Source organism: Lysinibacillus sp. AR18-8 (assembly GCF_001705465.1).
Lineage (GTDB): Bacteria > Bacillota > Bacilli > Bacillales_A > Planococcaceae > Lysinibacillus > Lysinibacillus capsici.
In genome coordinates this window covers 17,227-42,361 of the sequence record NZ_MDGU01000021.1, presented here as the reverse complement: position 1 = coordinate 42,361, position 25,135 = coordinate 17,227, and the positions used below count along the sequence as shown (strand labels likewise).

Here is a 25,135-nt window from a genome sequence, read left to right as displayed (position 1 = left end):
AATCCCTCCTATTCAAAAAACGTGAAACAATCGGCTATATATTGTCTCACGTTTTTTGGTCATTTATTTTACTTTTATTTTCGTAAATGGCTTGTTTGTTTTAGCATATGACTGATACGGCTTACAATTGCTTCAATGGCATCAGGATTTTTTAATAAATCATAATCATTAATATCTAAACGTAGAACGGGACAAGAATTAAAATTATTTATCCAATTTTCATAGCGTTCATGCATTTCTATCCAATAATCATTCGGTGTTTGTTGCTCCATTGTACGTCCTCGCTCTTGAATACGCCCAATAACTGCATCAATAGGTCCTTCAAGATAGACAAGCAAATCTGGATGTGGGAAATAAGGTGTCATCACCATTGCATCAAACAAATTTGTATAAGTCTCATAATCTGTTGGGCTCATTGTTCCTTTATCATAATGCATCTTAGCAAAAATGCCAGTATCCTCATAAATAGAACGATCTTGTACAAATCCTCCACCATATTCAAAAATACGCTTCTGTTCTTTAAAACGCTCTGCTAAAAAGTAGACCTGTAAATGAAAGCTCCATTTTTCAAAGTCCTCATAAAATTTATCAAGGTATGGATTTGTGTCTACTTTCTCGAACGAGGTACGAAAGTTCAGTGCCTCTGCTAAAGCCTTTGTCATCGTCGATTTTCCTACCCCAACAGTACCTGCAATCGTAATAACCGTTTGTGGTGGAATATCGTACTTCTCTCTTAAATTCATTATTGCAAACTCCTTTGTTGTAACGTATCTTTAATTATTTTTAAAACATGATTTAAATCATTGGGATTTTTTACAAAATCAAGCTGATCTCCATTAAATCGAATAACTGGAATTTCGGGATGCATGCTTTCAAAATGCTCGATAAAAGAATGATAGTCGGCCACAAGCTGCTCCATGTAATCACGTGAAATCATCTTTTCAAACTCTCGCCCTCGCATGGCGATACGCTTCATTAATGTCTCAACGCTGGCATGTAAATAAACCACTACATTTGGAACAGGCATGTCTTTCGTTAAAATTCTATAGATTTCCTCATACTTCTCGTATTCAGTTGGTGCCAATGTACGCTTCGCAAATATTAAATTTTTAAAAATATGATAGTCTGCTACAACAGGTTTGGCATGTGCTAAACGAAATTTTTTAATATCGGTTAGTTGCTTATAGCGATTACAGAGGAAGAACATTTCCGTTTGGAAACTCCACTCCTCAATGTTTTCATAAAACTTATTTAAAAAAGGGTTTTCGTCTACAATTTCTTTTAATAGATGGTAATTAAATGTCGCTGCTATCTCTTTCGATAAAGAGGTTTTACCAACACCAATCGGACCTTCTACCGTAACAAATGGAACCGTCACCAGAAGCTCCTCCTTTTGTTCTATGGATTCTATTTTAATAATTATGCCCCGTATGGATAATACGCAGGGAATTATTTCTAATAATACAATATACACTATGGTTGTAACTTGGTTTTGTAGAGGTTTAGATAGCATTCTATCAAATGAGTCAGTGCTTTTAATTGTATCATATTGTATAGATGAAAAATAGAACTACCCTCATACCTAGCGATCTAATAGATACATTCATCTTAAATCATAACTTTTCGGCAATCATTCAAAAAAACGTATGAATCAAAAAGTGTGCTGGAAGAAAGGTGGGATCATTCAAAAAACAATCTTAAAATAAATAGAAACCCACGGGACTAGGTAAACTAGTAGTCCCGTGGGAGTTAGAGTGTGTAGATGGAAAATTTAATGTGGGATTCTTTGATAAATTTTTCTTACATATTATCTTTAAATAGTCCAATTTATGAATCATGCAGTATTTCATGAGGCAAATTTAAAAAATGATCAAAGGAAACAATCGATTCTAATTTACTGTTAATGTAATTACAATCTACTTTATGTAAGTAGTCCAAAAAATCAAAGTAATTAAAGCCATTCGATAGATTTTCTGAATACGCTAATGTAAATTCTTTTATATTATCTATTTGCAACAATCTCTGTCCAATCATTTTTTTTGTTGCCCTATCAATTTCTGATGGCATCAAACCGTTTTTTCTCACCTGTTGAAGTTCTTCCCATATCTTTATTACTAATGAGTTTAAATTCATCGTCGAACTACTGACAACACTAAAGTCATAGTTTGGACCAGTATAATTAGAATAACTCCATTTATTTGTAATTAGACCTTCTTTCTTTAAATTAACTGTTAGAGTGGATCCTAAACCAAAAAGGGACTCCATTATCACTTGTGTTGCTAAATAATTATCAATTTTATTATCTTCTTGTATTTGACGCCTTAAACCTATTGAAAATAAATCCTGGGCTTTATTTTTAATAATTGCAATGTTTTTATAAGGTTCATTTTGTGCTTTTGGATAAAAACGTTCAACTTCATGATCTTTTGTTTTAACATGATGTCCATTGCGCTCTATTGTATTGAAAATACATTCATTCAGTCTTATTGGATTAACATCACCAACAACCACCAATTTCATGTTATTAGATTTATAATAAATATTATGCACCTGTTCTAATAATTCTTTATCCAAGCTTTTAATACTATCTATGGTACCGGATACATCTGTACAAATAGATAATTCCGGATACATCTGCATTACTAGATCTCTATAAACTATCCAGCTTGGCTCATCTTGATATACCAAAATTTCCTCTTTAATGACTCTTTTTTCATTCTCAATTTCAAACTTTGAAAAACTTTGGTTTAGGAGGGCTGTGAATAATTTAGGAATAATAGCTTCTATATTACCGGAACAAGAAATTAAAAATTCCGTATTATTATAGTTAGTCTTTGCAGAAATAGTTGCACCTATTTCTGAACAAATTTGATCGATGGCATTTTTATTCCTAAACATTAAATGTTCGATAAAGTGAGCTGTACCCAGTGGAAATTCTATTTTTTCCTTAGTAGTAGTATTAATAAATGCTGTGTCATTAGCACCAATGTTAACATTTAATACCGCAAATGTTTGCGACATGCCTTTTAGCGGTATCATATGTAATTCCAAACCATTACTAAATGTTTCACAAAAAATAGAAAGCCCCAATTTATCATATTGAATACATTCCATTTATATTTCCACCGTCTTTCTCACGGATTTAAAAACAGTATCCAACGTTATTTCTTTAGCAACATCGACAATATTTTTTTTGGAAATATTATCTAATCTAGAAAAGAATTTATTTTCATCATCTTGGTAATCTAATAATTCTCCAGTTAAACTAATATCAATTAAGATAGCAGGCGTTTCCAACCCTGATTTAACAAAATGTTTCACTGCATTTACACCTGCTTGAATTTCTTCTTCAGTTATACCTCCATCTCGAATCTTGTTTAACTCATCTAGAACAATCTTAGTCACCATTTCATAATTTTCCTCTTGTAAAGCCACATGAATTAATAATATTCCCTTCAAATCTTCAATTTCAGATCTTAAATAATAGGCCAATCCTCTTTTGTGTCTTATTTCCGTTTGCAATTTTGATGAGGGTAAATTTCCAAAAATCGCATTAAAAACAAGTAAATGGATATAATTTTGTGAAGATAAGTTAATGCCTGTTTTAAATCCAATCAATAGTCTTCCTTGTTTAGTCGTGGATTCATGTTCAATATATTTAATTTCCTCATTAATTGAAGAAATCATATTTTCCTTAGACAAAACGATACTTTCTTTTTCCCGTTTAAAATAATCACAAATATTACTTTGTATCCTTTTTTCATCAATATTGGGACCTATTATATGAATATATATTTTTGCTGAAGCTATGAAATCTTGATAATGCTTGAATAATATTTTTGAATTTAAATCTTTAAGTGTGTTCAAATCACCAAAAATTGAAGTACTGAATGGTTCTCCTTCTGTCATAATAGATAAACACTTTTCTTGAACTGTATATTCCACATAATCGTTTATCTCTTGAATGCGATTATAGTGATTTAAAAATTCCTTTTCTACTCTTTCAGAATTAAATCCGTTTTCAAGTGAGCTGTATATGATTTCTGATAATAGTTTTAGTGAATTTGACAATATATCGGAATCCAAACTCTTATCTTGTATAATGGACATTTCAAATTCTAGAACTTGATAATCTCCCTTTCTTGATACATTACTTTTCAAAGTGGCTCCATACAAATGATCTAACTTTGCCTGAATATCATGGGGGATTAGTAATTCAGAAAAAATAGAAATTGAACTTGCCATAACTTTTTTCAATGGATATAAAAGAGATAATCTTATAGTAGAATTCATATATTTGTCATTTTGGTGTATAAAATAATTGATACCAGATATTTGTTGCATGTTAAGTGATAATTCTTCAGTTTCAAGCTCAAATAATCGAGCATTTTTAGCATCTAATCCCAACATTTGATTACTATGTATGTCTTTTGTTCTCCAATCAATTTGAATTGGTCGCCCATTATCAATATTTACAGATGAATGCCAATTTAAAACTTGTTCATCATGACGATACCATAAACGCCATAGTTCTGGTTTTTTTATAAGTTCAGCAGTAAAAATTGAAAAGGCTTTGTTAACTGCTTCATCTATCTTATTTGGCTCAACAAGAAATGGTTTATAGAAGATAATTTGTTTCTTTCCATCTTCAGACATAGTAGTAATAAGTATACATATTTTTTTCTTAGCTTTTTCAAGAATTCTAAAGATTCCGCTTCTAACCTTTATTTCTGATGATAGAAATTTCGTTCGAATGTCTGCATTATCCTCATTAAATCCTGCTTGACCGTCCAAAAACAATAAAAATGAATTGTTCTCTTTTAAAAGGTAAAATAACTTAATAGCAATTAGTTTTGATTCTGCAACTAATAATCTAACTCCAGCTTCTTCTCTTACTTTCTCCCAAGCCTCTAGTTTTCCTTCTGATTCATAGGATTCCTGGTCCACTACTACAAAAAATTTTCTGTTTTTATCTTGGAGTTTAAATCTCAAAGCTTTAATAATTTGGTCAGTATTATGCCGATAATCTCCAAAATGCCAAGTAAGAAATGCACCTCCTTCACTAAGTGTTTCCATCATATATTCTTCACCGAATATTTCATCAAAACTATCAATTTCAAAATTAGGTTTTACCCTCTCTCTATTTATGAGTCTGTTATGACTCAAATATTTCGCCCAAATTTTCTCACAAGGTTCATTTAGTTCTAGAGGTAATAATTCCATAACCATATTTGTCAACGAAAGAAACTGATCAATCGACAAGCCATTCTCATAATAGTAACTTTTCAGCATTTCTTCCTCTGATAAAAATCGCTTATATAACTCATAAAAACTATCCAATATTTTCACTCTCCTTTGTAAATCAAAATAATTAAGGGTATTTCATATTGATATAATTTAGGTATCATCTTTTTCTTCCTATTTCATTGAAGAAAAAATTAAATTATGTGATCATTACTTGTTATTTAGCTATTTAAAAAAGCTATACTCTTATTTTTCTCCGATATACGAACTTAAAGACAAAGTAAGACTTCGAAAATGAAGCATTCTCAATATGAATGCCTTTTTTCTACTCTATTAAAGTAATAAGTCATTATTTAGTAATTTTTTTCAAACTACGTTTTTTTCATCTTAAAGTTATTCTTAATAACAACATAACTATAGAAAATACCTATAATTGCAAAAGTATTCACTAAGCTAATTGTCCAATAGAATAGGCTTTCTACCTGATAAATAGTTGTTAGAAGCCATCCTACAACAACAATTAAAAAGAAATATAAAAAATTTAAAAAGAACGCTCGTAGCCCTTTACCAATTTGCTCAAGAACTAACAAGGAAGACATCATTGGTCCCATTATGCTATAAGATAAAGCAACAATTTGTAGATAATTTTCTGTATGTGCGCTCACTTCTCCATCAGCTATTAAAAAAGAAGCAATAAGATCTCTTCCTAAAAATATAACCATGCCAATAATAATATAAATTCCTACTATATTAATAAGCCCTTTCTTATAGACTTGAAAAGCGCGTTCCGCATTATTACCACCCATATTTTGATTCATAATAAGACCTAATGTATTGCCAAAAGATATTGATACTAGTAGGACAATGGTTTGTAAACGGTAAGCAGCACCAAAGCCTGCTATTACCTCGTTACCAAATGGCATTAAAATTTTGTTAAAAAAAAATGTACTAATAAAAATTAGAAAATAAGAAATTGCAACCGGAATCCCAATATTCAAAATTTTAATTTTCACTATTTTTTCTAATTTCATATTTTTCAAGGAAAAAAAATAGCTAGTAAAATTAAAGATCTTATATTTAAGAAGGAAATAAGCGCTTAAAAAAATTGAAATACTAATAACAATAAAATTTGCAAGTACAATGCTATAAACACCTAGATTAAAAAAATTAATAAAAATGTAAACTAATATTATATTGGACAATGAAGCTAAAACACTTATTCCAGACGAAATTTTTACTAATCCATATCCTCTAATACTCGATAATAAGATTGCATTAATAACAGAAAAAACGGTCATAAAAACCATTAAACGGGTATATTTAAGAAATGTATTGATTGCTCCATCATGAACATTAAAAAAATTGATTAACTGGGGAATAACTAAACTAATAAAAATAGCAATAATTAAACTAGATATAATTCCATACAAAAGTAGGTTATTAATGATTTTAGAAATATTATTCAAATTGTCCTTACCTTTTTCAAATGCTACTGTAGATGCGTTCGATATTTGAAATCCTTCAATCAACGCCGTCATAAAAAAGGAAAATGGTATATACAAACCAACAATATAAAGTGCATCCTTATGCTCATGCCCCATAAAAAAGGTATTGGCTAACTGTGTGACAATTGAAACAGAAGAAGCCAATACCATTGGAATAAAGGTTTTATAAATTAGCGGAACAATTCTGTCATTTAAATAATCAATTTTTTTTTGCAAATTATCCATCCCTTACCACTTAATGCTTGTTATAATAGGAAGTTCATTAAATTGAAGAATTGCAAAAGAAGTACTTAGATCTCGGTTCGCCGATATTATAAGTATTTTCTCCTCTTTGTTTAATTTTTCTGTAGATAATAATTCGAGAAATGTGTACCAAACATCACCGCTTTGATAATCTTTGGTACTATTTATTTGCCGAATATAAAGGGCATCGTATTCTTCGTAAACCATATGACTAAATAAATTTTGTACAATAACCCTTTTAAGTTGATGTTGTTGTGAAACTAATTCAATAATTTGATTAATAATTTCGGAAAAGATAATCTCGCTATTATTACTATTTAATTCATTATCAGAAGTGAAATAACTTCCTATTTGAAGGACTTGAATCGGTCCATAACCTTTTGAAAAGTGCATACCCATAGCAAAATCTGCAAAAGGTGAATAACCTTCACAATAACGATTTTTTTCAATAATCAACTGTTCTCCCAATAAAAGTATCCCATCTTCCTCTTCATTTAATGAAAGTTCTAGAATTTCTAAACTTTCTATCGAAGCTATTGAACTTAAATGAGAAATACCAAAATAATTTTTCGGTTTTATATCAGACCACTCTAAAATTCTTGGTAAGGCTTGTATTTCTGGTTGACGATCAGAGAATGAATTTGAAAGCAGTAAACATTGGTAGTTGTTCACTTTTGGAAAGAGTTCTATATGGCATTGATGTATCATTTCTGATAAGGTTACCTGTTGATTGTTAATTTTAATTGAGTATGATACGACAGATTCTTTAGGAACATTATTGTAGTAAGCTTCAATTTGTAAATGAGGCTCTAATCTTAAATAATCGGATATCTCTTCTCCATCTATATAATAATTATCTTGATCTATATTGAGAAAAGCTAAAGATGATAATGATAGATTTAAATTACATATGTTATACATAAGAAATATTTCCATTCATGTAACTTTGAAAAACATTTAATTTTAATATATTGGAAGTACCTTCCATATTTTCAAACGCAAATGCATCTCTAAACCATTTATTTAAATGTGGATGGTCAAATAAGGATCCTTCACCAAACAAATCAAGGGCGTATTGAGTGATTTTCTTTACTAATGCCGTTGCTCTAATTTTAGCAATTGAACCAATATAGCCATTTTTAGGATTAATATCTAATTCTAATGCTGCTTGTCGAATAAGATTCCTTACCGTTATGAGCTCATTTTGAAAATGTTCTAATTTTAGTTGTTGATCTAAGGATAAATTTTTCTTATTAGTTATCATATAATCATAAACTGCTTGTGATACACCCAGTGCCATAGCTGCTACTGTGGGACGCATCTTATTAAAAACAGTAATAGCTCCGTGCATACCTCTTTTTAATGGGCTTAAGTGTCTCCCAATAATCTGACTCTCATTTATACACACATTTTGGAACATTAACTTACTAAGCTTCGGACCGCGAAGGCCTAATGTACCCAATGATTCTGCCGAGAAACCATCTTGTCCCTTTTCAACCAGGCACATTTCAATTCCTAAAGGGCCAGTTGTGGTACGTGCAAAAACAACGCCGATATCTGCCCGAGTACCGTTTCCTATGAAATATTTCTCACCATTCAACATCTTCTTTCCACTGTTTCCATCTATTTTCTTTAAATTTGTTTCTATATTCATGGCATCTGATCCCTTTTTAGGCTCAGTTAAGGCAAAAAATGTCCAAGATGGCTTTTCAATCAAAGTACTGTAATACTTCTCTTTTTGCTCCTCATCAGCAAAATCTTGGATAATTATCCCTGATAAGGAAGGTCCTGGACAACCAACAACTACACCTGCGTCTCCATAGGAAAGCCACTCTGTTCCAATGACCCTCTCAATGCAAGATAAACCGTAGAACTTTGTATTATTTACGATAAATGGACGATCATTATATTCCGGAGGAATCATCATGCGTGATAATAATTGAACACTGTCCAAATTGGTAAATTCACCTAGTCTATCTGGTTCTTTATCTATAACAAGACCAATATCCCTAAATTCTTGAGAATATGATTTAATAGCTAGTTCAAAAGCATCTAATCTCTCTCTGTTCAAAGCTTTTCACTCCGTTTCTACAAACAGATTTTTGATGACAAAAGACAAATAAATTTTTCTGCTTACTGTTTCTAATAGGACTCCATGACCTCCAGTAAGATTAATCAAAGTATTCATACATTCATCTATTTCACTATGGAGAAATGCATAAAAAGAGTTATCTTCTATTGCCCTATCTCCGTTGATATAGTTGTTAACAATAGAATATAATTTAATAATTGCTTCTGAAAACTGTCCTTTCACCATTTGATATTGGATAATCGGTAATTTCCCTGAAAAGCGGTTGCTCAAAAGGTTTTTATCATAATTTAGGCAATCCAAAGCAATCCGTAACCGCATTATCAAAGCAAAGTGGTTTTTTGTTAAAAATATACTCTCTATCTGAGATATATTCCGTGTATCCTGTTTAATCGGGACATCTATTTTAAATAAGCTAATCTTTTCATATCCTAGAATAAAATCGTTAATTTTTTCAAATTTAACTTCTGCCATTTTGTAGAGAGTATTTCCCCTAAGGAGCTGAGTTGCTGGATTCTCTAAAATAGTATTGGGGGTAATAAAATAATTGCTGGATGATACAATGACAGGGTTAGTGTAGCTTTTTGAATACCATTCAAAAGTTTCAATAGGACTTAAACCGCGTGTTTCTTCAAAAAAGCGATTCATATAGTTCAATAAATCCTCATTCTTCGATGATAAAAAAGTAGTCATTACTTATCTCCTTCTATAATAAAATCTTAATGTTCAAATAGAGCTGATCCAACAAAACAACCTAGTCCTACACTTATCATTAAAAATTTATCTCCCTTTTTTAATCTATTTTTTGATTGTAAATACGCCAAATTTATAAAACAATCAGTTGTATAGGTATGTCCAATGTCTGGAAGTAAATCTAGGATAATATTTTCAAAAGGAAAATGGGTTAATTTTGAAAATCTCCTCCAAGTCATTTTGTTAACATTATAAGGAAGAATATATTGAACTTCATCGAGAGATACATTCACCTTTTTTAAAGTTTCATGAACTGCTTTAATAATAATTGAAACATATTCCTCATTAAAGAGAGCTGTTTTTTGCGGATTTTCAAAAAATCCCTGATTAAATCTAGTGTCTTTATAAAGACCTATGGACAATAATTTATTTGTTTCAAAATTCTTTTGTAGAAGAATCGCAACAGCTGAGTCTCCTATAAGGGTAGAACCTTCAATATACCTTAATCGATTAGTCATATTGGATTGATCGCCCAAAATTATGAGTACATTGTTAACATTTTCTTTCTTTGTAAAATATAAATTTGCAAGATCCATCGCATAAAAGGAAGAAGCACAAGCCTCTTGAGTAATTCCAAATTTTTTTACGTTATTTAAATTAAATGGCTTAAGCACCTTATTTAATAACCCATAATCGTGAGGCACTTGAGCAAGTAAAGAATGGGCATATAATATTAAATCAATGTTTTCATTCAGCTTTAGATCTAATAAGGCATACCCAAGTGTCTCATCTAATCTTTGTCCCTCTTCTACAATAGGAACTTGTTGAATGTTGTGTAATCTTTTCATTAGCTTAATTTCTCTGTCATTGCCACCGCAATACTCTACTACTTCTTCAATATTTTGTCTTAGATTCGGGATATATGTCCCAATTTTTGCAATACCAAGATTCACATTTTGCCTCCATATATATTAAACTTCATATAATACATTTCATTTCTCACTAAATTTCCATCTAGCAAATAAATAGAGGAATTTCCCTGAACTTTATCCTCGCTTATTAGATTTAAAAGTTTTGCAAACAAAGATGTACATAATTGATTAGGAGAGGAAATAAAGGTAGAGTTGGATGGCATCTCTTCATATATTTCTTCTAAATTAGAAGAAATAATAAATACATTCTTTTTTTGCTTTTGAGTGATTTTATCCAACCATCCACGCAGATTAGGTATAATATCATAACCCCACTCATCTAATTCAAGACAAGGGCTAGTTCCATGTGACTCAACGAGAAAGGCAATTCCGGTATCTTCAATTTCTTCGTATCTTGTAACCGGATAAGATAGGGTAGATTGATCAAGAATTAAAAATATTGCCTTTTTACACTTTTTAGTATTAAATAATTCCTTTATGATTTTCATTGCAGCAAAAGGAGCATAAGTATCAACTCCTGATACGGCAAAACCTGTTGCGTCTAAGGCGTATTTATCAATAAAATAATTAACACTTGAAGTGGAGAGATTAATATCTGGGATGCAATAAACTAAAACAACTAAATCTACATCATCAATTCTGTTACCCATATTTGACAAATGATCTATTAAACTAGATCCCATATAACTAAATGAATTATTCCGCCCTGAACTTAATAATGATTCATCTACCTCAAAGCCATATATACTTGCTAAATCTGTTTGAAATGATATATTTAAACTACTATAACTATAAGGTCTCTTTTCGGGGAAACTTTTATGAATATAAGAATTTATCTTTATCATGCCTATTCATTTATGCACTTACTAAAGAATTATTAATATAATCAACAATGGTCTCTACAGATTCAAAGTACTCAGGTTCTATATCTTCTGGATCAACAGAAAATCCATCAATATTGTCTTCCAAAACCATTAAAAGTTCAAAAATCGAAGTAGAATCCAAGCTCAATGATTCTAATGAGGTTTCTGGCAATATTTCTGTCGCAGTATCAATGTCCAACACTTCTCTTAATGTAGCTACAGTTATCTCAAAAGTATTTTTTTTCAACATTCTCTAAACCCTTTCTATTTACCGTATTATTTTTTCATTAACCATTATTTGTTTATCTATAATATCATCCGAATGATCACGTCTTCTAATTAAATAATGCTCCCCATTTAGAATCATAACTTCAGCTGGAAAACCATGGCTTAAAAATAAACCTGGGGAGGCACTTGGCCCATACGCTCCTGATTGTAAAACCCCTATAAGGTCTCCTTTTTGAACTCTCGACAGTTCCACATTTTTTCCCACTATATCATTTGGAGTACATAGCGGACCCGTTACATTATAAGTTTCTATATCAGTTTCATTTAAATTTGTTAGATTTATCATTGGAAAATTTCTTTTTACAAAACTACCTATCCCCACAGCTGCCATATGACAGTTTGTACCTCCGTCTGTTATTACAAAATTTTCTTCCCTTGATTTTTTTGTATAATTCACTTTGGATACAAATATTCCTGACTTTGCTACAAGATAGCGACCCGCTTCCATTGCTAACCTTGTATTTGGGAAATTAGCTTTAAAATCGGCAATAATTGGCGCTAGCTGTTTACCTAATCTTTGTATATTTAATTCCTCTTCATTACCGAAATAAGGTACACCTAAACCTCCACCAATATCTACAAATTGTAAATACTGATCTGTTTGTTTACTAAACTTTTCTGCCAATTTTAAAATATTCTGTGTGTTTTGACAGATGACATCACCATCTAAGATCCTTGTTCCCATATATACTTGAATTCCTATAATTTCCACATTTTTATATGAATTTAGTATACTTATATTTTGAAATATTTCTTCTTCATCTATTCCGAATTGCCGCGGTTTACCACCCATACTAAGTCTCGACCCTTTTACAGTAAAGGTTGGGTTCACTCTAATAGCCACACGTACTCTTTTTTTTCGAAGTGAAGCAATTTCATTAATTAACTCTAATTCCTGAAAAGATTCACACACAATTGCGTAAATTGAATGATCAATACAATTTTTAATTTCTTCTTCACTTTTCCCTGGTCCTAAAAAGATAATATCGTTTGGATTTGTATTTGCCATTAGAACCGTCTTTAGTTCAGTCAATGAGGAAACTTCTGCTTTTGCACCCAAAGACTTTAGTAAGTTATAGACTGAAATATTAGGGTTGGATTTTAAGGAGAAGAATACCTCTAAATAATCTGGGATATTACTTTTTAATTCTAAAAATGCATTTTTAATTTCGTTCCCATCATATATATATAGGGGTGTACCATATCTTTCTGCTAAATCTATTATTGGTATTCCTTGTATTTGATATACCATTTGCCTTTTCCTTTCTCAGTCTTGAAATTTATCTAGTTGAGTCAGTATAATACTGTCTAACTCTATTAACGAATCCTCATTATTTGCTATTAAAACTCCGTATAATCTCCCCTTAAACAATTTGCCTTCTTTGCTAAAACCTGAATTAACAGTTGCAAAATTATTAATTAAAAGACCTTCTTTACGCTGGTAGTTAATCATATATTTTTCAAGTACAGTTGACACTTCCTTAAAAGTTAATTTGCGTGTTAACTTCAACTCATAGTATTTTGCTAAGGCGCATTTATCATTTTGCAAAAAGTTTTCTTGAATTCTCATTTGGTAGGAAGACATATTTAATCGTGCATTAATTTCGAGATTTGGCCAAAGTGTACCCACTTGATCATATATCGCATCTATTCCAACAACTCCAAAATAACCGTCTTTATATAATTGTGTACAAATTTTTTCTCCAATAATTCTTAGTTCTTTATCCAACTTCCTTGTGATATAGGTTGGATAGAGATGTCCTTGATGAACACCATCTTTTACAATACATTCCTTCGCACCGTAATATGTAATATTTCCATTAACATCAATTAAAAGCTTATAGTTAATATCAGCTACTTTATTAATCCACTTTTCTAATATAAAACTCACTTTACCGTTATTTTTTTTATTTAGACTTTTACTTATCATCTTAATTACTTTTTGAAACTTTTCTTCAGAATCAATAATAACTAATCCTTTTCCTGATACTCCAAGTGATTCCTTTAAAACTAATTTCCCCCCCTCTGTTAGATGATGCTTCAAGGTTTGATAAGTCTCCTGTAAACTATCAATTGAATCACACTCACCACCAGGTATCTGCCTAATATTTACTTTTTCGTTTAATAATCGACTATACACTTTAGTGTTTACTTTACGAAACACATCACTATTCGGTACAGCTAAAGGAATGCCAGTTAATTCTGAGAGTTGTTCTTCATACTCTGAACAACCATAAGGCATAAAATAAATGTTTTTTTTCTTTTCCTTCATTTCTTTAAGATATAAAATAGTTTTTTGGCAATTCAGAATATCCTGTGTAATATTAAGATTTGGATTACTCTTCTCTACATATATAATTGTCGGACATTCTAACACCTGCTGTAAATAATTTAAAAAATCGTTACTTACAGGTCGTTTTAAAATTACTATATCTGTAGGGCTGGAAAATAATACACCTTGTTCTTCCATTCTATTAACCATAATCTTTGCACTTGCTGTTGAAACTGATGGGATCCCCACAATATCCGATGTTTTCCAATATTGTTCTACTTCAAAGTTATTTATATATATAAATGTTGCATTTTCATCGTTCACTAGTCCCTTTTTAAGACTCTCACTAAAAGAATAATTAACCGCTTCCATAATTCACCTCTTTCTAAAACTGAAATAAGCTAACAGCAAATGTAGCTCCTAGACCAACTGAAACCATTAAGAAATAGTCACCTTTTTTTAAAATACCTTCTTCGATCACACTTTCCAGATTTAAAAATGGATCAGCGCAAAAGCAATGTCCATACTTACTCACATTTTTTAAGTAAATTTTCTGAATTGGGATATCTAACGATTTAGACAATTGTCTCCAAGAAGATATATTCACATTATGTGGCAGTATCAATGAAATTTTTGACAAATCTAAATTTTGATCATTGAGCATATCCTTTATTAAAGCAGTTAGTGTTGGGATATACTCTTTTTCGAATTGTTTTTGTTTCTCTTGATTAATACCAATTCCTTCTGCATATCTTCCCAGTACTTTCGTATATGTTTTTATAAATTTTATATTTTTCTTACTATTATTTGATAGAATGACAGCAGCTGAAGCTTCCCCTAAAATAGTTGTATTTTGAATTACTTGCATAATTGGATTGAAGACTTTTTCACCCATTATTAAAAGAACTTTGTCATTTACTTTTGCATTCCTTAGTAAACTATCTGCAATCTCTAATCCTACTAGACTTGAAGCACAATTTTGCTGATTTAACGAAAAATTCACTGTATTATTTATATTGCAAATCTCACTTATTTCATTGAAAATATTTAGCGGAAAAGGATATATATTTTGAATAGTATGACAGTAAATTATATATTTAATTTCTTGTTTAGAAATATTACTACGCTCAAATATCCTTAAAATGGGTGCACTTAATAATTCAGTTAAGGAACCCTCTTCTTTTCTGATTTCTGCCAATCCATGTACTTTTTTAAAAACTTTAATCTGGTAATTCTTTAAATTTAAGTACTCCTGCAGGTCCTCAATATCTACTATTTTTTCGGGAATACCTGTTTCAATGTAATCAATATATAACATATATTGTCACCCTTTGATTGGAAAGGAGAGATAAGAAATTCCTTTCTGAGAGAGTAATTTCTTATCTCCTACCCCTATGTTTTTTAACTAAGTATATTGATCTTTTAGCTTATTAGCATTTACCGCAAGCATTATAACGGTCTACATTTTTTAGGTTCTTAATTTGAATTGGATTCGCTTTAATTTTCATTAGTGGTCACCTCCTTTAATGTAAGTGGTTTGTACAATCTTTTAGCATTTACCGCAAGCGTTGTAACGGTCTACATTTTTTAGGTTCTTAATTTGAATTGGATTCGCTTTAATTTTCATTAGTACTCACCTCCTTTAATTTTTCAGCAGTAACAAACGCCGTAACAGTTTTGGATGTAAGGCTTATCGAGTGATGTAGAAAGATCCCCTTTTCTTTAAAATCAATTTTGGTTGAATAAATGTTGGGCTTCCCATTTTCATCAACTATAAATTCAATATTCAAAAAATTGAACTTCCCATAAATCAGTTGATTAATGGCTTTAAATGTTGCTTCTTTAATAGCAAAACATTTACCAACCCAAGCTAATTTATTTTCTCTGCCATTGAGATCTAAGTAATAAGCTCTTTCTCTTTTTGAGAGTACTTTCTCAATAATCCATCTCTCATTCTTTTTTAACATTTTCTCTATGCGATCTAAATCAACCATGTCTAAACCATTTCCAACTAACAATAGAAATTACCACTCTTCCATATAGTTAATTAAATACTTCAATATATAAGAAAAACTTGTATTAGCTATTACATCTACTTCGTTACATTTTCTAATTTAGGTGTGAATATGCTGTATAGTACTGGGACAATAAAGAGCGTTAAAAATGTAGAAGTGGATAGTCCACCTATTACAACTACAGAGAGCGATTTAGAAACCATCCCAGTGTCATTAGATATAGCCATTGGGATTAAAGCACCAATTGTTGCAATAGCTGTCATTAAGATTGGTCGAATACGTACAACCCCAGCTTCAATTAAGGCTTCATATTTAGTCATACCACTACTTTCATTTTTCTTTATCTTATCAACTAGGACTATAGCATTTGTTACGACAATACCATTCAACATGAGTAATCCGATCATTGCAGGCATACCAATAGGCTCATTAACAATGTAAAGACCAATTAGTGCTCCAATGATAGAAAATGGTATAGCAAATAAAATTACAAAAGGTGCTTTTCCTTCTCTAAAAGCAATGACCATTACTAAATAGACCAGGAAAATACTAACAATTATAGCTATAGATAGCTCTGTGAAGCCATCTGTCATTGATGCAGATACACCTTCTTTGTAATAATTAACATTATTCGGTAAATCCAAATTATCTATTGTTTCATCCGCTTTTTTAATTACATTTCCAATTTTTTCGTCAACAATTGTCCCATAGATCATAATATACTCATGTCCATTCAAATGAGAAATAGCTGAGATATTATCAACTTTTTTCAATTCGCCAATCTCATTAAGAGCTACTGGTTCCCCCATAATATTATTAATTTTTTGTTTACTAAGTTCTTCCAACGATGTTACGTTATCCATCTTTAGCCCTATATTTATTTCATTAATTTCGTCTCTTACCCTCATAGTCGTTAAAATATCACCACTAATTAGTGTTCGAAGACTTTGCGCCACCATAGCTGGCATTAGACCTTTTTCAGCAAGCTTATCTTCATCTAAATCAATAATTATTTCAGGTTCTTCTCCTTCTAAAGAAGAACCTATATTTTCTATCCCTTCTACTCTTTTTAAAGAAGCAATAATTTGATCACTAGCTTCTTCTATATCTTTTGAATTTGCTCCTTTTACGACAAGAACATATCTACTTTCAGAACCACCAATAATTCCTCCCACACCAGACAGAGTTATGCCTTCTGGCTCAGGAATACTTGTAAACTGAGATCGTAAACCCTTAACAAAGTCATCTATATTTTCAACAGAATCTTTTACAACAAATGAAATCTCTGCTTTTTCGGATTTCCCATCAATACTGGTATTTACTAAATTAATTTCCTTTTGTTCTAATAAGATTTTTTCAACCTTACTCGTGACTTTCAATGTTTCCTCGGGGGTAGTTCCCTTTTCCATTGTAATTTCCACATCGAAGTTATTGACGTTTTCTTGAGGAAGGAAAGTTGTTCCTACCTTAGGAACAATTAATGCGACAGAAGTAACTAGAATCAATATTGATGCAAATAGGGTTACAAAGCGATGTTTTAACACTCTAGTTAAAATTTTGCGATACCAAATTTGTAGTATATTTTCTTTATGTTCATTTGGAGTAATTTTCAATAGAAAAATTCTTGACAAGAGCGGAACAATAGTAACAGCAACAATTAATGAAATCAATAGTGATATTACGATAGTCCATGCAAGTGGTTTAAAAAAACTCCCAACAATTCCTGGTACAAAAGCTAATGGTAAAAAAACAGCTACGGTTGTAATAGTAGAAGAAGTGATAGCAGATGCTACTTCACCTGTAGCTTGCAGTATGAGGTGATCATTTCTTTCCTTAGATGACCTAACCCTTCTAAATACATTTTCAATGACAACAATTGAATCATCCACAACTCGCCCGACAGCTATTGCAATCCCTGCAAGTGTCATAATGTTTAAAGTATAGTCCATTGCTTTCATTAGAAGAAAAGATGCAAGTATGGATACTGGTATAGAGATAACAGCAATAAAAGTGGAACGGATGTTTTTTAAAAACAACAAGGTTACAATAACAGCCATTAGTGAACCTAAGATAGCTTCTCTAAGCATAGAGTATACTGATTGCTTAATTTCAATGGATTGATCTCGTAATACTTCTATTTCGTAATCCTGAGGAATTTCTAGTTTCTCTATTTTCTCTTTTACCTGATCAACAATATCAACTACATTAGCTCCACTTTTAGTTATAATTCCTACACTTACGCCCTGTTCTCCATTTATTCGAGTGATATTATTTGAATTTTTACTTTCATACGTAACTTCAGCAATCTCACCTAAAGTAATAGTTTTATGTATAGCTTTATCGTTGTCCCAATTCTCTACCTCAGTGAAAATCTTTATTTGTTTAACATCGTCAATTGATTTAAGTTCTTTATTTACTCGAACTGGCAATACTTCATTTGATACTAAAATATCACCCATTGGCATCGATAGATTGTTTGCTTTAATGGCGACTCTAACATCATCAATTGTAAGTCCTCTCATCACCAATTGTTCTGGTAATAGTCGTACAAACACATATCTTTCCATAGTTCCACCGATCTCGACTTCACTTACACCTTCAATACCCTCAATACTAGGAATGATATTTTCTTTTACGAAAGCTTGAACACCCTCAAAATTTCCAGCATTATAAATACCCAAGGAAAAGACAACAGGATTATCATCAGGACTAGATATTTCAAATTGAGGTTCTTCAGCTAAATCTGGTAGTTGCATCTTAGCCACACTTGTCCTCACTGTTTGCTCTGCTAGCTCCATATCAATAGACATATCGAACTCTATTGTTGAATATGCAGCATTAGCAACTCCATCTGTATAAACATTCTTTGCTCCTTCAAGATTCAGGAATTCTCTTTCCATTTTCTCTCCGATATCATTCATCGATTGTTCTGGCGAAGCACCTGGGTAAGGTATAATCACAGTTAAATATGGAATATTAACCTTCGGATATTTTTCCATATTCATCTCTTTTAGCGAATAAATGCCACCCGATATAATAAGAAGGATTATCAAAAACAAAACTAAAGCATTTTTCATGCTAAATTGAATTAATAATTTCATTTTTCACCTCTATGTTTTTGCCTTGCATTTTTCAACATTATTAATAAATAACCTCTGTATTAATATTAATGCTTCTCATATTGCTAATTCTTATATAAATCCAGCGATCCTTAATGAATAGTTCATTATCGGAAACTTGAAATGTCTCATCGTTTGTGGATTTAACTAATATCTTTTGGATCACTCCAGACAACCGTTCTATTTTTTCACGTATACTTTATAGACTTTATTATCTCTGTATCTAGGATTCAGATATAAAAGCACATCTACCATAAAACCCAATTTTTGTTTAATACAATTTAATTTTACCAAATATACTAATTTATTTAATTACCAATGTTTAGTTGGTGCCAATTCTGGCGTATTTAGTACTAATAAGAAAAAAGAAAACCCTATTTCTTTCTTTTTATATAAAAAAAGACAAAAACATGTACTTAATTACATGTTTTTATGTTATATTTGTAAAATCAGGAGGGAAATAGTAGTGGTGCTTGGCGTTTTTGGGGCGTTTTTGGAGACATTTTTTATTATTTGTGTAGGATACAAGTTTATTGGTATATCTTTCAAAACTAGATTAATACCAATATTGGTTGTTAGCTTCTATGGAAGTATTGTTTTGGTAATGATAAAGGAAGTAATGTCACCCGGTTTATACCTAATTATATTAATTTTAATAATTGGATTTTTGTTAACATTTGCCACTAATCTAAATTTTTTAGCTTCTATTACCGCTATATTGCTAGGTTGTATTTCTTTAATAGTATCTGAAGTACTAGGATCGCTTCTTTTAAAGGAAGTTCCATACATATCATTAAATACTTCACCTTTAGTTAGACTTATACCTAATCTTCTTATAATGGGAATTATTTTTATAATACTAAAAACAACTAAATTTAAACTTCCAATTTCGTTTAGAAAAATAGAAAATAAAAACCATAAAATGATGTCTGTATTATTTTTATTATTCGGTACTCTTTTTTTATTTTATATCTTCATATTTGAGTACAATCAGTTAAAATTTTTTCATTTATTTTCTACAATTTTAGTAGTAATTATTACATTATCAGTGTTGTATTTAATTCATCATCATATGGTTACTAAAATTGAAAATCTTACCGCTTCTATAGATATTCAATATGAAGAAGATATTTTAAAACAGATTGGAACAATACGTTCGCTTAGACATGACTTTATTCATCACATTTTGGCTTTAAAGAAAATGCTAAATAATGAGAAGTATAGAGAATCAATTGACTATATTAATTCAGTTTTGGATGAAACTTCATATATAAGTGATGTATTACCTGTAGCATCAGAAGCCATTGGTGGGTTATTGCTTTCTTACAAAGAAAAAGCAATTAATAAAGGAATTAATATCTACTACCACATTTCTGACGATTTATCCAACTTCCCATGTAAGTTTTATGAAACGAATAGAATATTAGGTAATTTACTACTTAATGCAATTGAAGCTGTAGAACAATTAGATAAGGAAAAGCGATATATTAATTTAAAAATTTATCGAGATAAAAAATTCTTTATAATAGAATTGAGTAATTTCATGGTTGAAGAAGTATTACAAAAAAGTATTAATAAAATTTTCAATAGAGGTTTCACAACAAAAAATAATGCCTCAAACAATGGACAAGGATTGAGCATTGTTGAGAATATTGTCTTAAATTACGGAGGTCACATTCATCTAGAAGTTATAGATGACATGATTACATTTATTGTAAAAATACCATACGGAGGACATTATGCTTAAACTTCTCATGCCAAATACATTGGCAACAAACCTATCAAATCTTGTAATTGCTGAAAATCCACAGTTTAAAAAAAGTAAAAATAAGATTCGCTATGGCCTAGAATGGATAATATCAGGGCTTAATCAAATTGTAATAGTTTGTTTACTTGTTTGGCCATTTGGAATTTTACCAGAAACCTTAGTAGCTTTGCTTACGGGTGCTCTATTAAGGATGTTTTCTGGTGGCTCTCATTTCACTCGGTATTATTTTTGCCTTGTTTTTAGTACAATACAAATTATTTCTCTGACAATCATTTGTGTAAAATATACAGATTTTTTATCATCTCATAACAAATTACTATTATTGTTCTTACTTTTGAGTTTCTTAATTACTATGGTAAAGGCACCCGTATTGCATAAGAAGAAGCATATTTTTAATAAAGATAGTATATTAAGATTAAAAATAACTGCAATTACCATATATGTAATATTCGCCGGTGTAAGCTTGTTTTTTCCTTACTCAATAATGTATTGCATTTGGTTACCTTTAATTTTCCAAAGTATAACATTAACAGCGTTATGGGAGAAAATTGTATTATCTACAGAGTATTTTATAAATAAAATCACATCAAAGGGGCCAGATTTATTATGATAAAAATAATAACTTATATCATTGGAATTATCTCATTATTTTTTAATTCTATTACAACAGTGAGTAGTTGCTTTTGGTTTTCATATGAGCCAGAACTACCTGATGAACAGGAATAATTTTAGAAAAAATGCGGTCTGTAAAACTTGCCATTATTGACGATCAAGAATTAATTCTTAATGAGATAAATGAAATTATAAAAATATCACCAAATATTGATATAGTATTAAGTACAACAAATGTGAGTGAGTTGTTCATTGCCCTAGAGCAAGGTACGCTAATTGATGTAATATTATTGGATATTAATATGCCTGTTACTAACGGATTTGATGTTGCACAATTTTTAAAAGAAAATCATCCAAAAATAAAAATTATTTTTATGAGTGCATATCAAGACTTCGCTTTACAGGGATACAAATATTATCCTGAGGATTTTATTATTAAGCCAATTAATATAGTACGACTAAAACAGACTCTCGATCGTCTAAGCTATACACATAAAAAGAAAAGAAAAATTGGTATTAAAACAAATGGTAAAATCTCTTTAATTGACATCAGTTCAATTCTATATATAGAAAAAAAAGGTAGGAAAACTATGATCCATTTAAGAGATACAGAACCAATAGAATGTTCAGAGAATTTGAATAAATTGGAGGAAATTCTCAATAGCTCTAATTTTTATCGTACACACCAATCTTATTTAGTATCCTTAAATGAAATTGAATACATAGAAGCAGATCACTACATGAAGTCATACAATGTGAAATTACTTCATTGTAATCACATGATTAACTTAAGCCGTTATAGATTTACAGAATTAAAAAATCTTATTGAACAAGATTTTTAGCGTTATACTATAAGAGAATGATAATTTTTTTCTAGATCATTGATAGCTATTTAATTCGAGAATATTTAACTTGTAATTATCTAAGCTAAGATAATTCTGCCTAACTAATACTTCAATAAAACACTCTTTTATAAAAAATATGCATAAGTCGAGATTTACACTATCCATCCAATTCCCATACTAATAAAAAAGTAGTACAAACTCAGTATCTGTGTCTGTACTACTTTTTTCTATAATTTCACTCGTTGTAAACGAAGTGCATTTAATACGACCGAAACTGAACTAAAAGCCATCGCTGCGCCTGCTACCCATGGAGCAAGCAGACCGAGTGCAGCAATTGGAATACCTAATGTATTATAAGCAAATGCCCAAAATAGATTTTGTTTAATATTACGCATTGTTTTTCTACTCATTAGAATGGCATCCGCGATACTATTTAAATCTCCACGAATAAGCGTAATATCTGCAGCTTCCATTGCCACATCTGTCCCTGTACCAATTGCCATCCCAATATTCGCTGTTGCTAAGGCAGGTGCGTCATTAATACCATCACCAACCATCGCTACTTTTTTCCCTTGGGCTTGAAGTTTTTTCACTTCATCAGCTTTACCTTCTGGTAAGACTTCTGCAATAACATGATTCACGCCTACCTCTGTTCCAATTGCTTGAGCAGTACGCTCGTTATCACCAGTCATCATGATGACCGTAATACCCATATCCTGTAAACGACGAATAGCTTCTTTTGATGTATCTTTCACGGTATCAGCCACAGCTACTAAACCTGCATATTGCCCATTAATGGCTGCTAACATGGCTGTCTTACCATTTCGTTCTAGTTGCTCCATTGTTGGTAAAATATCATTAATATGAATACTATATTGTTGCATTAATTTACGTGTGCCAATGATAACACCTTGACCTGAGACAGTTGCCTGCACACCATAACCCGGTATTGCTTCAAAGAATTGAACGTCACCTAAAGCTATGCCGCGTTTTTCTATGCCTTGAACAATGGCTTCTGCTAGTGGATGCTCTGACTGCTTCTCTGCTGCTCCGATTAAGGATAAAAAGCGTGCTTCATCTTGCTCTGGCGCTAACAGAACATCTGTAAGCTCAGGTTTACCATGTGTCACTGTTCCTGTTTTATCTACAACAACTGTATCTATGCCTTGTGTTTGCTCTAAATGTTCTCCACCTTTAAATAAAATACCAAACTCAGCTGCACGTCCAGAGCCTGCCATTATTGAAGTTGGTGTTGCTAACCCAAGCGCACATGGACAAGCAATGACAAGAACTGCGATTAATACCTCTAAAGCAGGTGTAAATTCCCCTGGACGGACCCAAATAATCCAAATTAAAAAGGTTACAATGGCTATGCCAACAACAATAGGTACGAAAATCCCTGAAATCTGATCTGCTAAACGTTGAATAGGTGCTTTCGATCCTTGAGCATCTTCGACCACTTTAATAATTTGTGCTAATGCTGTATCACGTCCAACCTTTGTTGCAGTCATTTTAATAAAACCATTTTTGTTAATAGTTGAGCCAAATAATAGATCACCTTGCTTTTTATCAACTGGTAGACTTTCTCCTGTTAGCATCGATTCATCAACAGCTGTTGTCCCCTCTATTACCTCACCATCTACAGGAATTTTTTCACCTGGTTTCACTAAAATAATATCGCCAATGATAACTTCTTCTAATGGTACCACCTTTTCTATACCGTCACGTACAACGATTGCTGTCTTTGCCTGAAGTCCCATTAGTTTTTTTATGGCTTCAGATGAGCGTCCTTTTGCCTTTGCCTCAAACAATTTACCTAGTAAAATAAGTGTAATTAATACAGCACTCGTTTCAAAATAAAGATGTGGACCGTGATGTGATCCTATCGTTACAATCGCTTGATAGACACTATAGAAATAGGCCGCTGATGTCCCCATAACAACAAGCACATCCATATTTGCACTACCATTGCGTAATGCTTTATATGCCCCTACATAAAATTGTTTACCAATAATAAATTGCACTGGCGTAGCCAATACCATTTGGACCCATGGATTCATTAGAAATTCTGGAACATATAAAAATGACGTAAAGGAAAAATGACCAACCATCGTCCATAGCAGTGGTAAAGAAAGTATTGCCGATAAAATAAATTTATGTTGTTGCTGTTTGATAGCTTTTTCACGATGATCCACTGTTTCCTGCTCATCTGCCTTTTGATGTGCCCCATAGCCTAGCTTCTCAACTTTTGTAATGATATCTGAGATGGATACTTCCGAAGGATTAAACTCAATCATCGCTTTTTCCAGTGCTAAGTTGACATTAGCAGAGGAAATACCACTTAGTTTATTTAACCCTTTTTCAATGCGAGTTGCACAGGCTGCACATGTCATACCTGTAATATCAAGTTCAGCTTTTTGTTTAACAACACCATAGCCAAGTGCTTCTATTTTCTTTTCAAAATCTGCTTCACTTAGTTTAGTTGGGTCATATTTAATAGATGATTTTTCAAGTGCTAAATTTACTGTTGCATGTTCTACACCATCCATTTTATTTAACCCTTTTTCTATTCGAGTGGCACAGGCCGCACATGTCATCCCTGTAATTTGCAAATTAGCTTCCTTATGATCAGAACTCATTTACCTTT

At 31.4% G+C, this 25,135-nt stretch carries 21 protein-coding genes; 4 read left to right on the top strand and 17 right to left on the bottom strand.

Features of this window, described 5'->3' with window-relative positions:
• Positions 1-74: 74 nt before the first annotated feature.
• The 16 genes from BFM98_RS16020 to BFM98_RS15945 form a co-directional block, all read right to left on the bottom strand.
• The gene (locus tag BFM98_RS16020) at positions 75-743 is read right to left on the bottom strand and encodes a deoxynucleoside kinase (protein WP_048391003.1); all 669 of its coding nucleotides are present in this window, start codon (positions 741-743) and stop codon (positions 75-77) included.
• Positions 743-1,378 carry a deoxynucleoside kinase gene (locus tag BFM98_RS16015; protein ID WP_004233969.1) on the bottom strand — a complete coding sequence of 212 codons (636 nt, stop codon included), beginning with the start codon at positions 1,376-1,378 and terminating at the stop codon, positions 743-745. Before BFM98_RS16015 ends, BFM98_RS16020 begins: the two co-directional genes overlap by 1 nt.
• Before the next feature lie 449 nt (positions 1,379-1,827).
• Positions 1,828-3,114 (bottom strand): EF-P 5-aminopentanol modification-associated protein YfmH, encoded by a 1,287-nt coding sequence (gene yfmH / locus BFM98_RS16010; RefSeq protein WP_066037895.1) that lies wholly within the window; start codon positions 3,112-3,114, stop codon positions 1,828-1,830.
• Positions 3,115-5,340 (bottom strand): M16 family metallopeptidase, encoded by a 2,226-nt coding sequence (locus tag BFM98_RS16005; protein ID WP_066037894.1) that lies wholly within the window; start codon positions 5,338-5,340, stop codon positions 3,115-3,117.
• A 275-nt stretch (positions 5,341-5,615) separates the two neighbouring features.
• Positions 5,616-6,974 carry an MATE family efflux transporter gene (locus BFM98_RS16000; RefSeq protein ID WP_066037893.1) on the bottom strand — a complete coding sequence of 453 codons (1,359 nt, stop codon included), beginning with the start codon at positions 6,972-6,974 and terminating at the stop codon, positions 5,616-5,618.
• A gap of 3 nt (positions 6,975-6,977) precedes the next feature.
• Positions 6,978-7,913, bottom strand: coding sequence for a hypothetical protein (locus BFM98_RS15995; protein WP_066037892.1), 936 nt, complete (start codon positions 7,911-7,913; stop codon positions 6,978-6,980).
• Entirely contained in the window at positions 7,906-9,063 is a 1,158-nt protein-coding gene (locus BFM98_RS15990; protein WP_066037891.1) for an acyl-CoA dehydrogenase family protein, read from the bottom strand. Before BFM98_RS15990 ends, BFM98_RS15995 begins: the two co-directional genes overlap by 8 nt.
• A 6-nt stretch (positions 9,064-9,069) precedes the next feature.
• A complete protein-coding gene (locus tag BFM98_RS15985; RefSeq protein WP_066037890.1) occupies positions 9,070-9,774 on the bottom strand; it encodes a hypothetical protein in 705 nt (234 codons plus the stop codon).
• A gap of 26 nt (positions 9,775-9,800) precedes the next feature.
• A complete protein-coding gene (locus BFM98_RS15980) occupies positions 9,801-10,727 on the bottom strand; it encodes a 3-oxoacyl-[acyl-carrier-protein] synthase III C-terminal domain-containing protein (protein WP_066037889.1) in 927 nt (308 codons plus the stop codon).
• Entirely contained in the window at positions 10,724-11,551 is an 828-nt protein-coding gene (locus BFM98_RS15975; RefSeq protein WP_103117235.1) for a hypothetical protein, read from the bottom strand. Before BFM98_RS15975 ends, BFM98_RS15980 begins: the two co-directional genes overlap by 4 nt.
• A gap of 10 nt (positions 11,552-11,561) precedes the next feature.
• A complete protein-coding gene (locus tag BFM98_RS15970) occupies positions 11,562-11,819 on the bottom strand; it encodes a phosphopantetheine-binding protein (RefSeq protein ID WP_083225391.1) in 258 nt (85 codons plus the stop codon).
• 18 nt (positions 11,820-11,837) lie between these two features.
• The gene (gene lysA, locus BFM98_RS15965; RefSeq protein WP_066037887.1) at positions 11,838-13,109 is read right to left on the bottom strand and encodes a diaminopimelate decarboxylase; all 1,272 of its coding nucleotides are present in this window, start codon (positions 13,107-13,109) and stop codon (positions 11,838-11,840) included.
• Positions 13,110-13,124: 15 nt separating this feature from the next.
• Positions 13,125-14,501 (bottom strand): ATP-binding protein, encoded by a 1,377-nt coding sequence (locus BFM98_RS15960; RefSeq protein WP_066037886.1) that lies wholly within the window; start codon positions 14,499-14,501, stop codon positions 13,125-13,127.
• A gap of 13 nt (positions 14,502-14,514) precedes the next feature.
• Entirely contained in the window at positions 14,515-15,447 is a 933-nt protein-coding gene (locus BFM98_RS15955) for a ketoacyl-ACP synthase III family protein (protein ID WP_066037885.1), read from the bottom strand.
• A gap of 298 nt (positions 15,448-15,745) precedes the next feature.
• Positions 15,746-16,147: a holo-ACP synthase gene (acpS, locus tag BFM98_RS15950; protein WP_066037884.1), complete on the bottom strand. Its 402-nt coding sequence runs from the start codon at positions 16,145-16,147 to the stop codon at positions 15,746-15,748.
• Positions 16,148-16,221: 74 nt separating this feature from the next.
• A complete protein-coding gene (locus BFM98_RS15945) occupies positions 16,222-19,221 on the bottom strand; it encodes an efflux RND transporter permease subunit (RefSeq protein ID WP_217492440.1) in 3,000 nt (999 codons plus the stop codon).
• 508 nt (positions 19,222-19,729) lie between these two features.
• On the opposite strand from BFM98_RS15945, the gene BFM98_RS15940 reads away from it, so the two are divergent.
• The 4 genes from BFM98_RS15940 to BFM98_RS15930 are packed head-to-tail and all read left to right on the top strand — an operon-like array spanning position 19,730 to position 22,485.
• Positions 19,730-21,010 carry a sensor histidine kinase gene (locus BFM98_RS15940; RefSeq protein WP_066037882.1) on the top strand — a complete coding sequence of 427 codons (1,281 nt, stop codon included), beginning with the start codon at positions 19,730-19,732 and terminating at the stop codon, positions 21,008-21,010.
• Positions 21,011-21,029: 19 nt separating this feature from the next.
• A complete protein-coding gene (locus tag BFM98_RS15935; protein ID WP_175400764.1) occupies positions 21,030-21,641 on the top strand; it encodes an accessory gene regulator ArgB-like protein in 612 nt (203 codons plus the stop codon).
• Positions 21,638-21,757, top strand: coding sequence for a cyclic lactone autoinducer peptide (locus BFM98_RS24585; RefSeq protein ID WP_083225389.1), 120 nt, complete (start codon positions 21,638-21,640; stop codon positions 21,755-21,757). Before BFM98_RS15935 ends, BFM98_RS24585 begins: the two co-directional genes overlap by 4 nt.
• Before the next feature lie 11 nt (positions 21,758-21,768).
• The gene (locus BFM98_RS15930) at positions 21,769-22,485 is read left to right on the top strand and encodes a LytR/AlgR family response regulator transcription factor (protein ID WP_066037880.1); all 717 of its coding nucleotides are present in this window, start codon (positions 21,769-21,771) and stop codon (positions 22,483-22,485) included.
• Positions 22,486-22,715: 230 nt separating this feature from the next.
• On the opposite strand, the gene BFM98_RS15925 is transcribed toward BFM98_RS15930, so the two are convergent.
• Positions 22,716-25,127, bottom strand: coding sequence for a heavy metal translocating P-type ATPase (locus tag BFM98_RS15925; RefSeq protein WP_066037879.1), 2,412 nt, complete (start codon positions 25,125-25,127; stop codon positions 22,716-22,718).
• Positions 25,128-25,135: the final 8 nt, after the last annotated feature.

Bases quoted from the DNA above. Each gene is read 5' to 3' on its own strand.
- BFM98_RS15975 (WP_103117235.1), bottom strand. From the start codon at position 11,551: ATGATAAAGATAAATTCTTATATTCATAAAAGTTTCCCCGAAAAGAGA.
- BFM98_RS15930 (WP_066037880.1), top strand. From the start codon at position 21,769: ATGCGGTCTGTAAAACTTGCCATTATTGACGATCAAGAATTAATTCTT.
- BFM98_RS15995 (WP_066037892.1), bottom strand. From the start codon at position 7,913: ATGTATAACATATGTAATTTAAATCTATCATTATCATCTTTAGCTTTT.
- BFM98_RS15970 (WP_083225391.1), bottom strand. From the start codon at position 11,819: ATGTTGAAAAAAAATACTTTTGAGATAACTGTAGCTACATTAAGAGAA.
- BFM98_RS24585 (WP_083225389.1), top strand. From the start codon at position 21,638: ATGATAAAAATAATAACTTATATCATTGGAATTATCTCATTATTTTTT.
- BFM98_RS15960 (WP_066037886.1), bottom strand. From the start codon at position 14,501: ATGGAAGCGGTTAATTATTCTTTTAGTGAGAGTCTTAAAAAGGGACTA.
- BFM98_RS15985 (WP_066037890.1), bottom strand. From the start codon at position 9,774: ATGACTACTTTTTTATCATCGAAGAATGAGGATTTATTGAACTATATG.
- BFM98_RS15945 (WP_217492440.1), bottom strand. From the start codon at position 19,221: ATGAAAAATGCTTTAGTTTTGTTTTTGATAATCCTTCTTATTATATCG.
- BFM98_RS16020 (WP_048391003.1), bottom strand. From the start codon at position 743: ATGAATTTAAGAGAGAAGTACGATATTCCACCACAAACGGTTATTACG.
- BFM98_RS16000 (WP_066037893.1), bottom strand. From the start codon at position 6,974: ATGGATAATTTGCAAAAAAAAATTGATTATTTAAATGACAGAATTGTT.
- lysA (WP_066037887.1), bottom strand. From the start codon at position 13,109: ATGGTATATCAAATACAAGGAATACCAATAATAGATTTAGCAGAAAGA.
- BFM98_RS15955 (WP_066037885.1), bottom strand. From the start codon at position 15,447: ATGTTATATATTGATTACATTGAAACAGGTATTCCCGAAAAAATAGTA.
- BFM98_RS15925 (WP_066037879.1), bottom strand. From the start codon at position 25,127: ATGAGTTCTGATCATAAGGAAGCTAATTTGCAAATTACAGGGATGACA.
- yfmH (WP_066037895.1), bottom strand. From the start codon at position 3,114: ATGGAATGTATTCAATATGATAAATTGGGGCTTTCTATTTTTTGTGAA.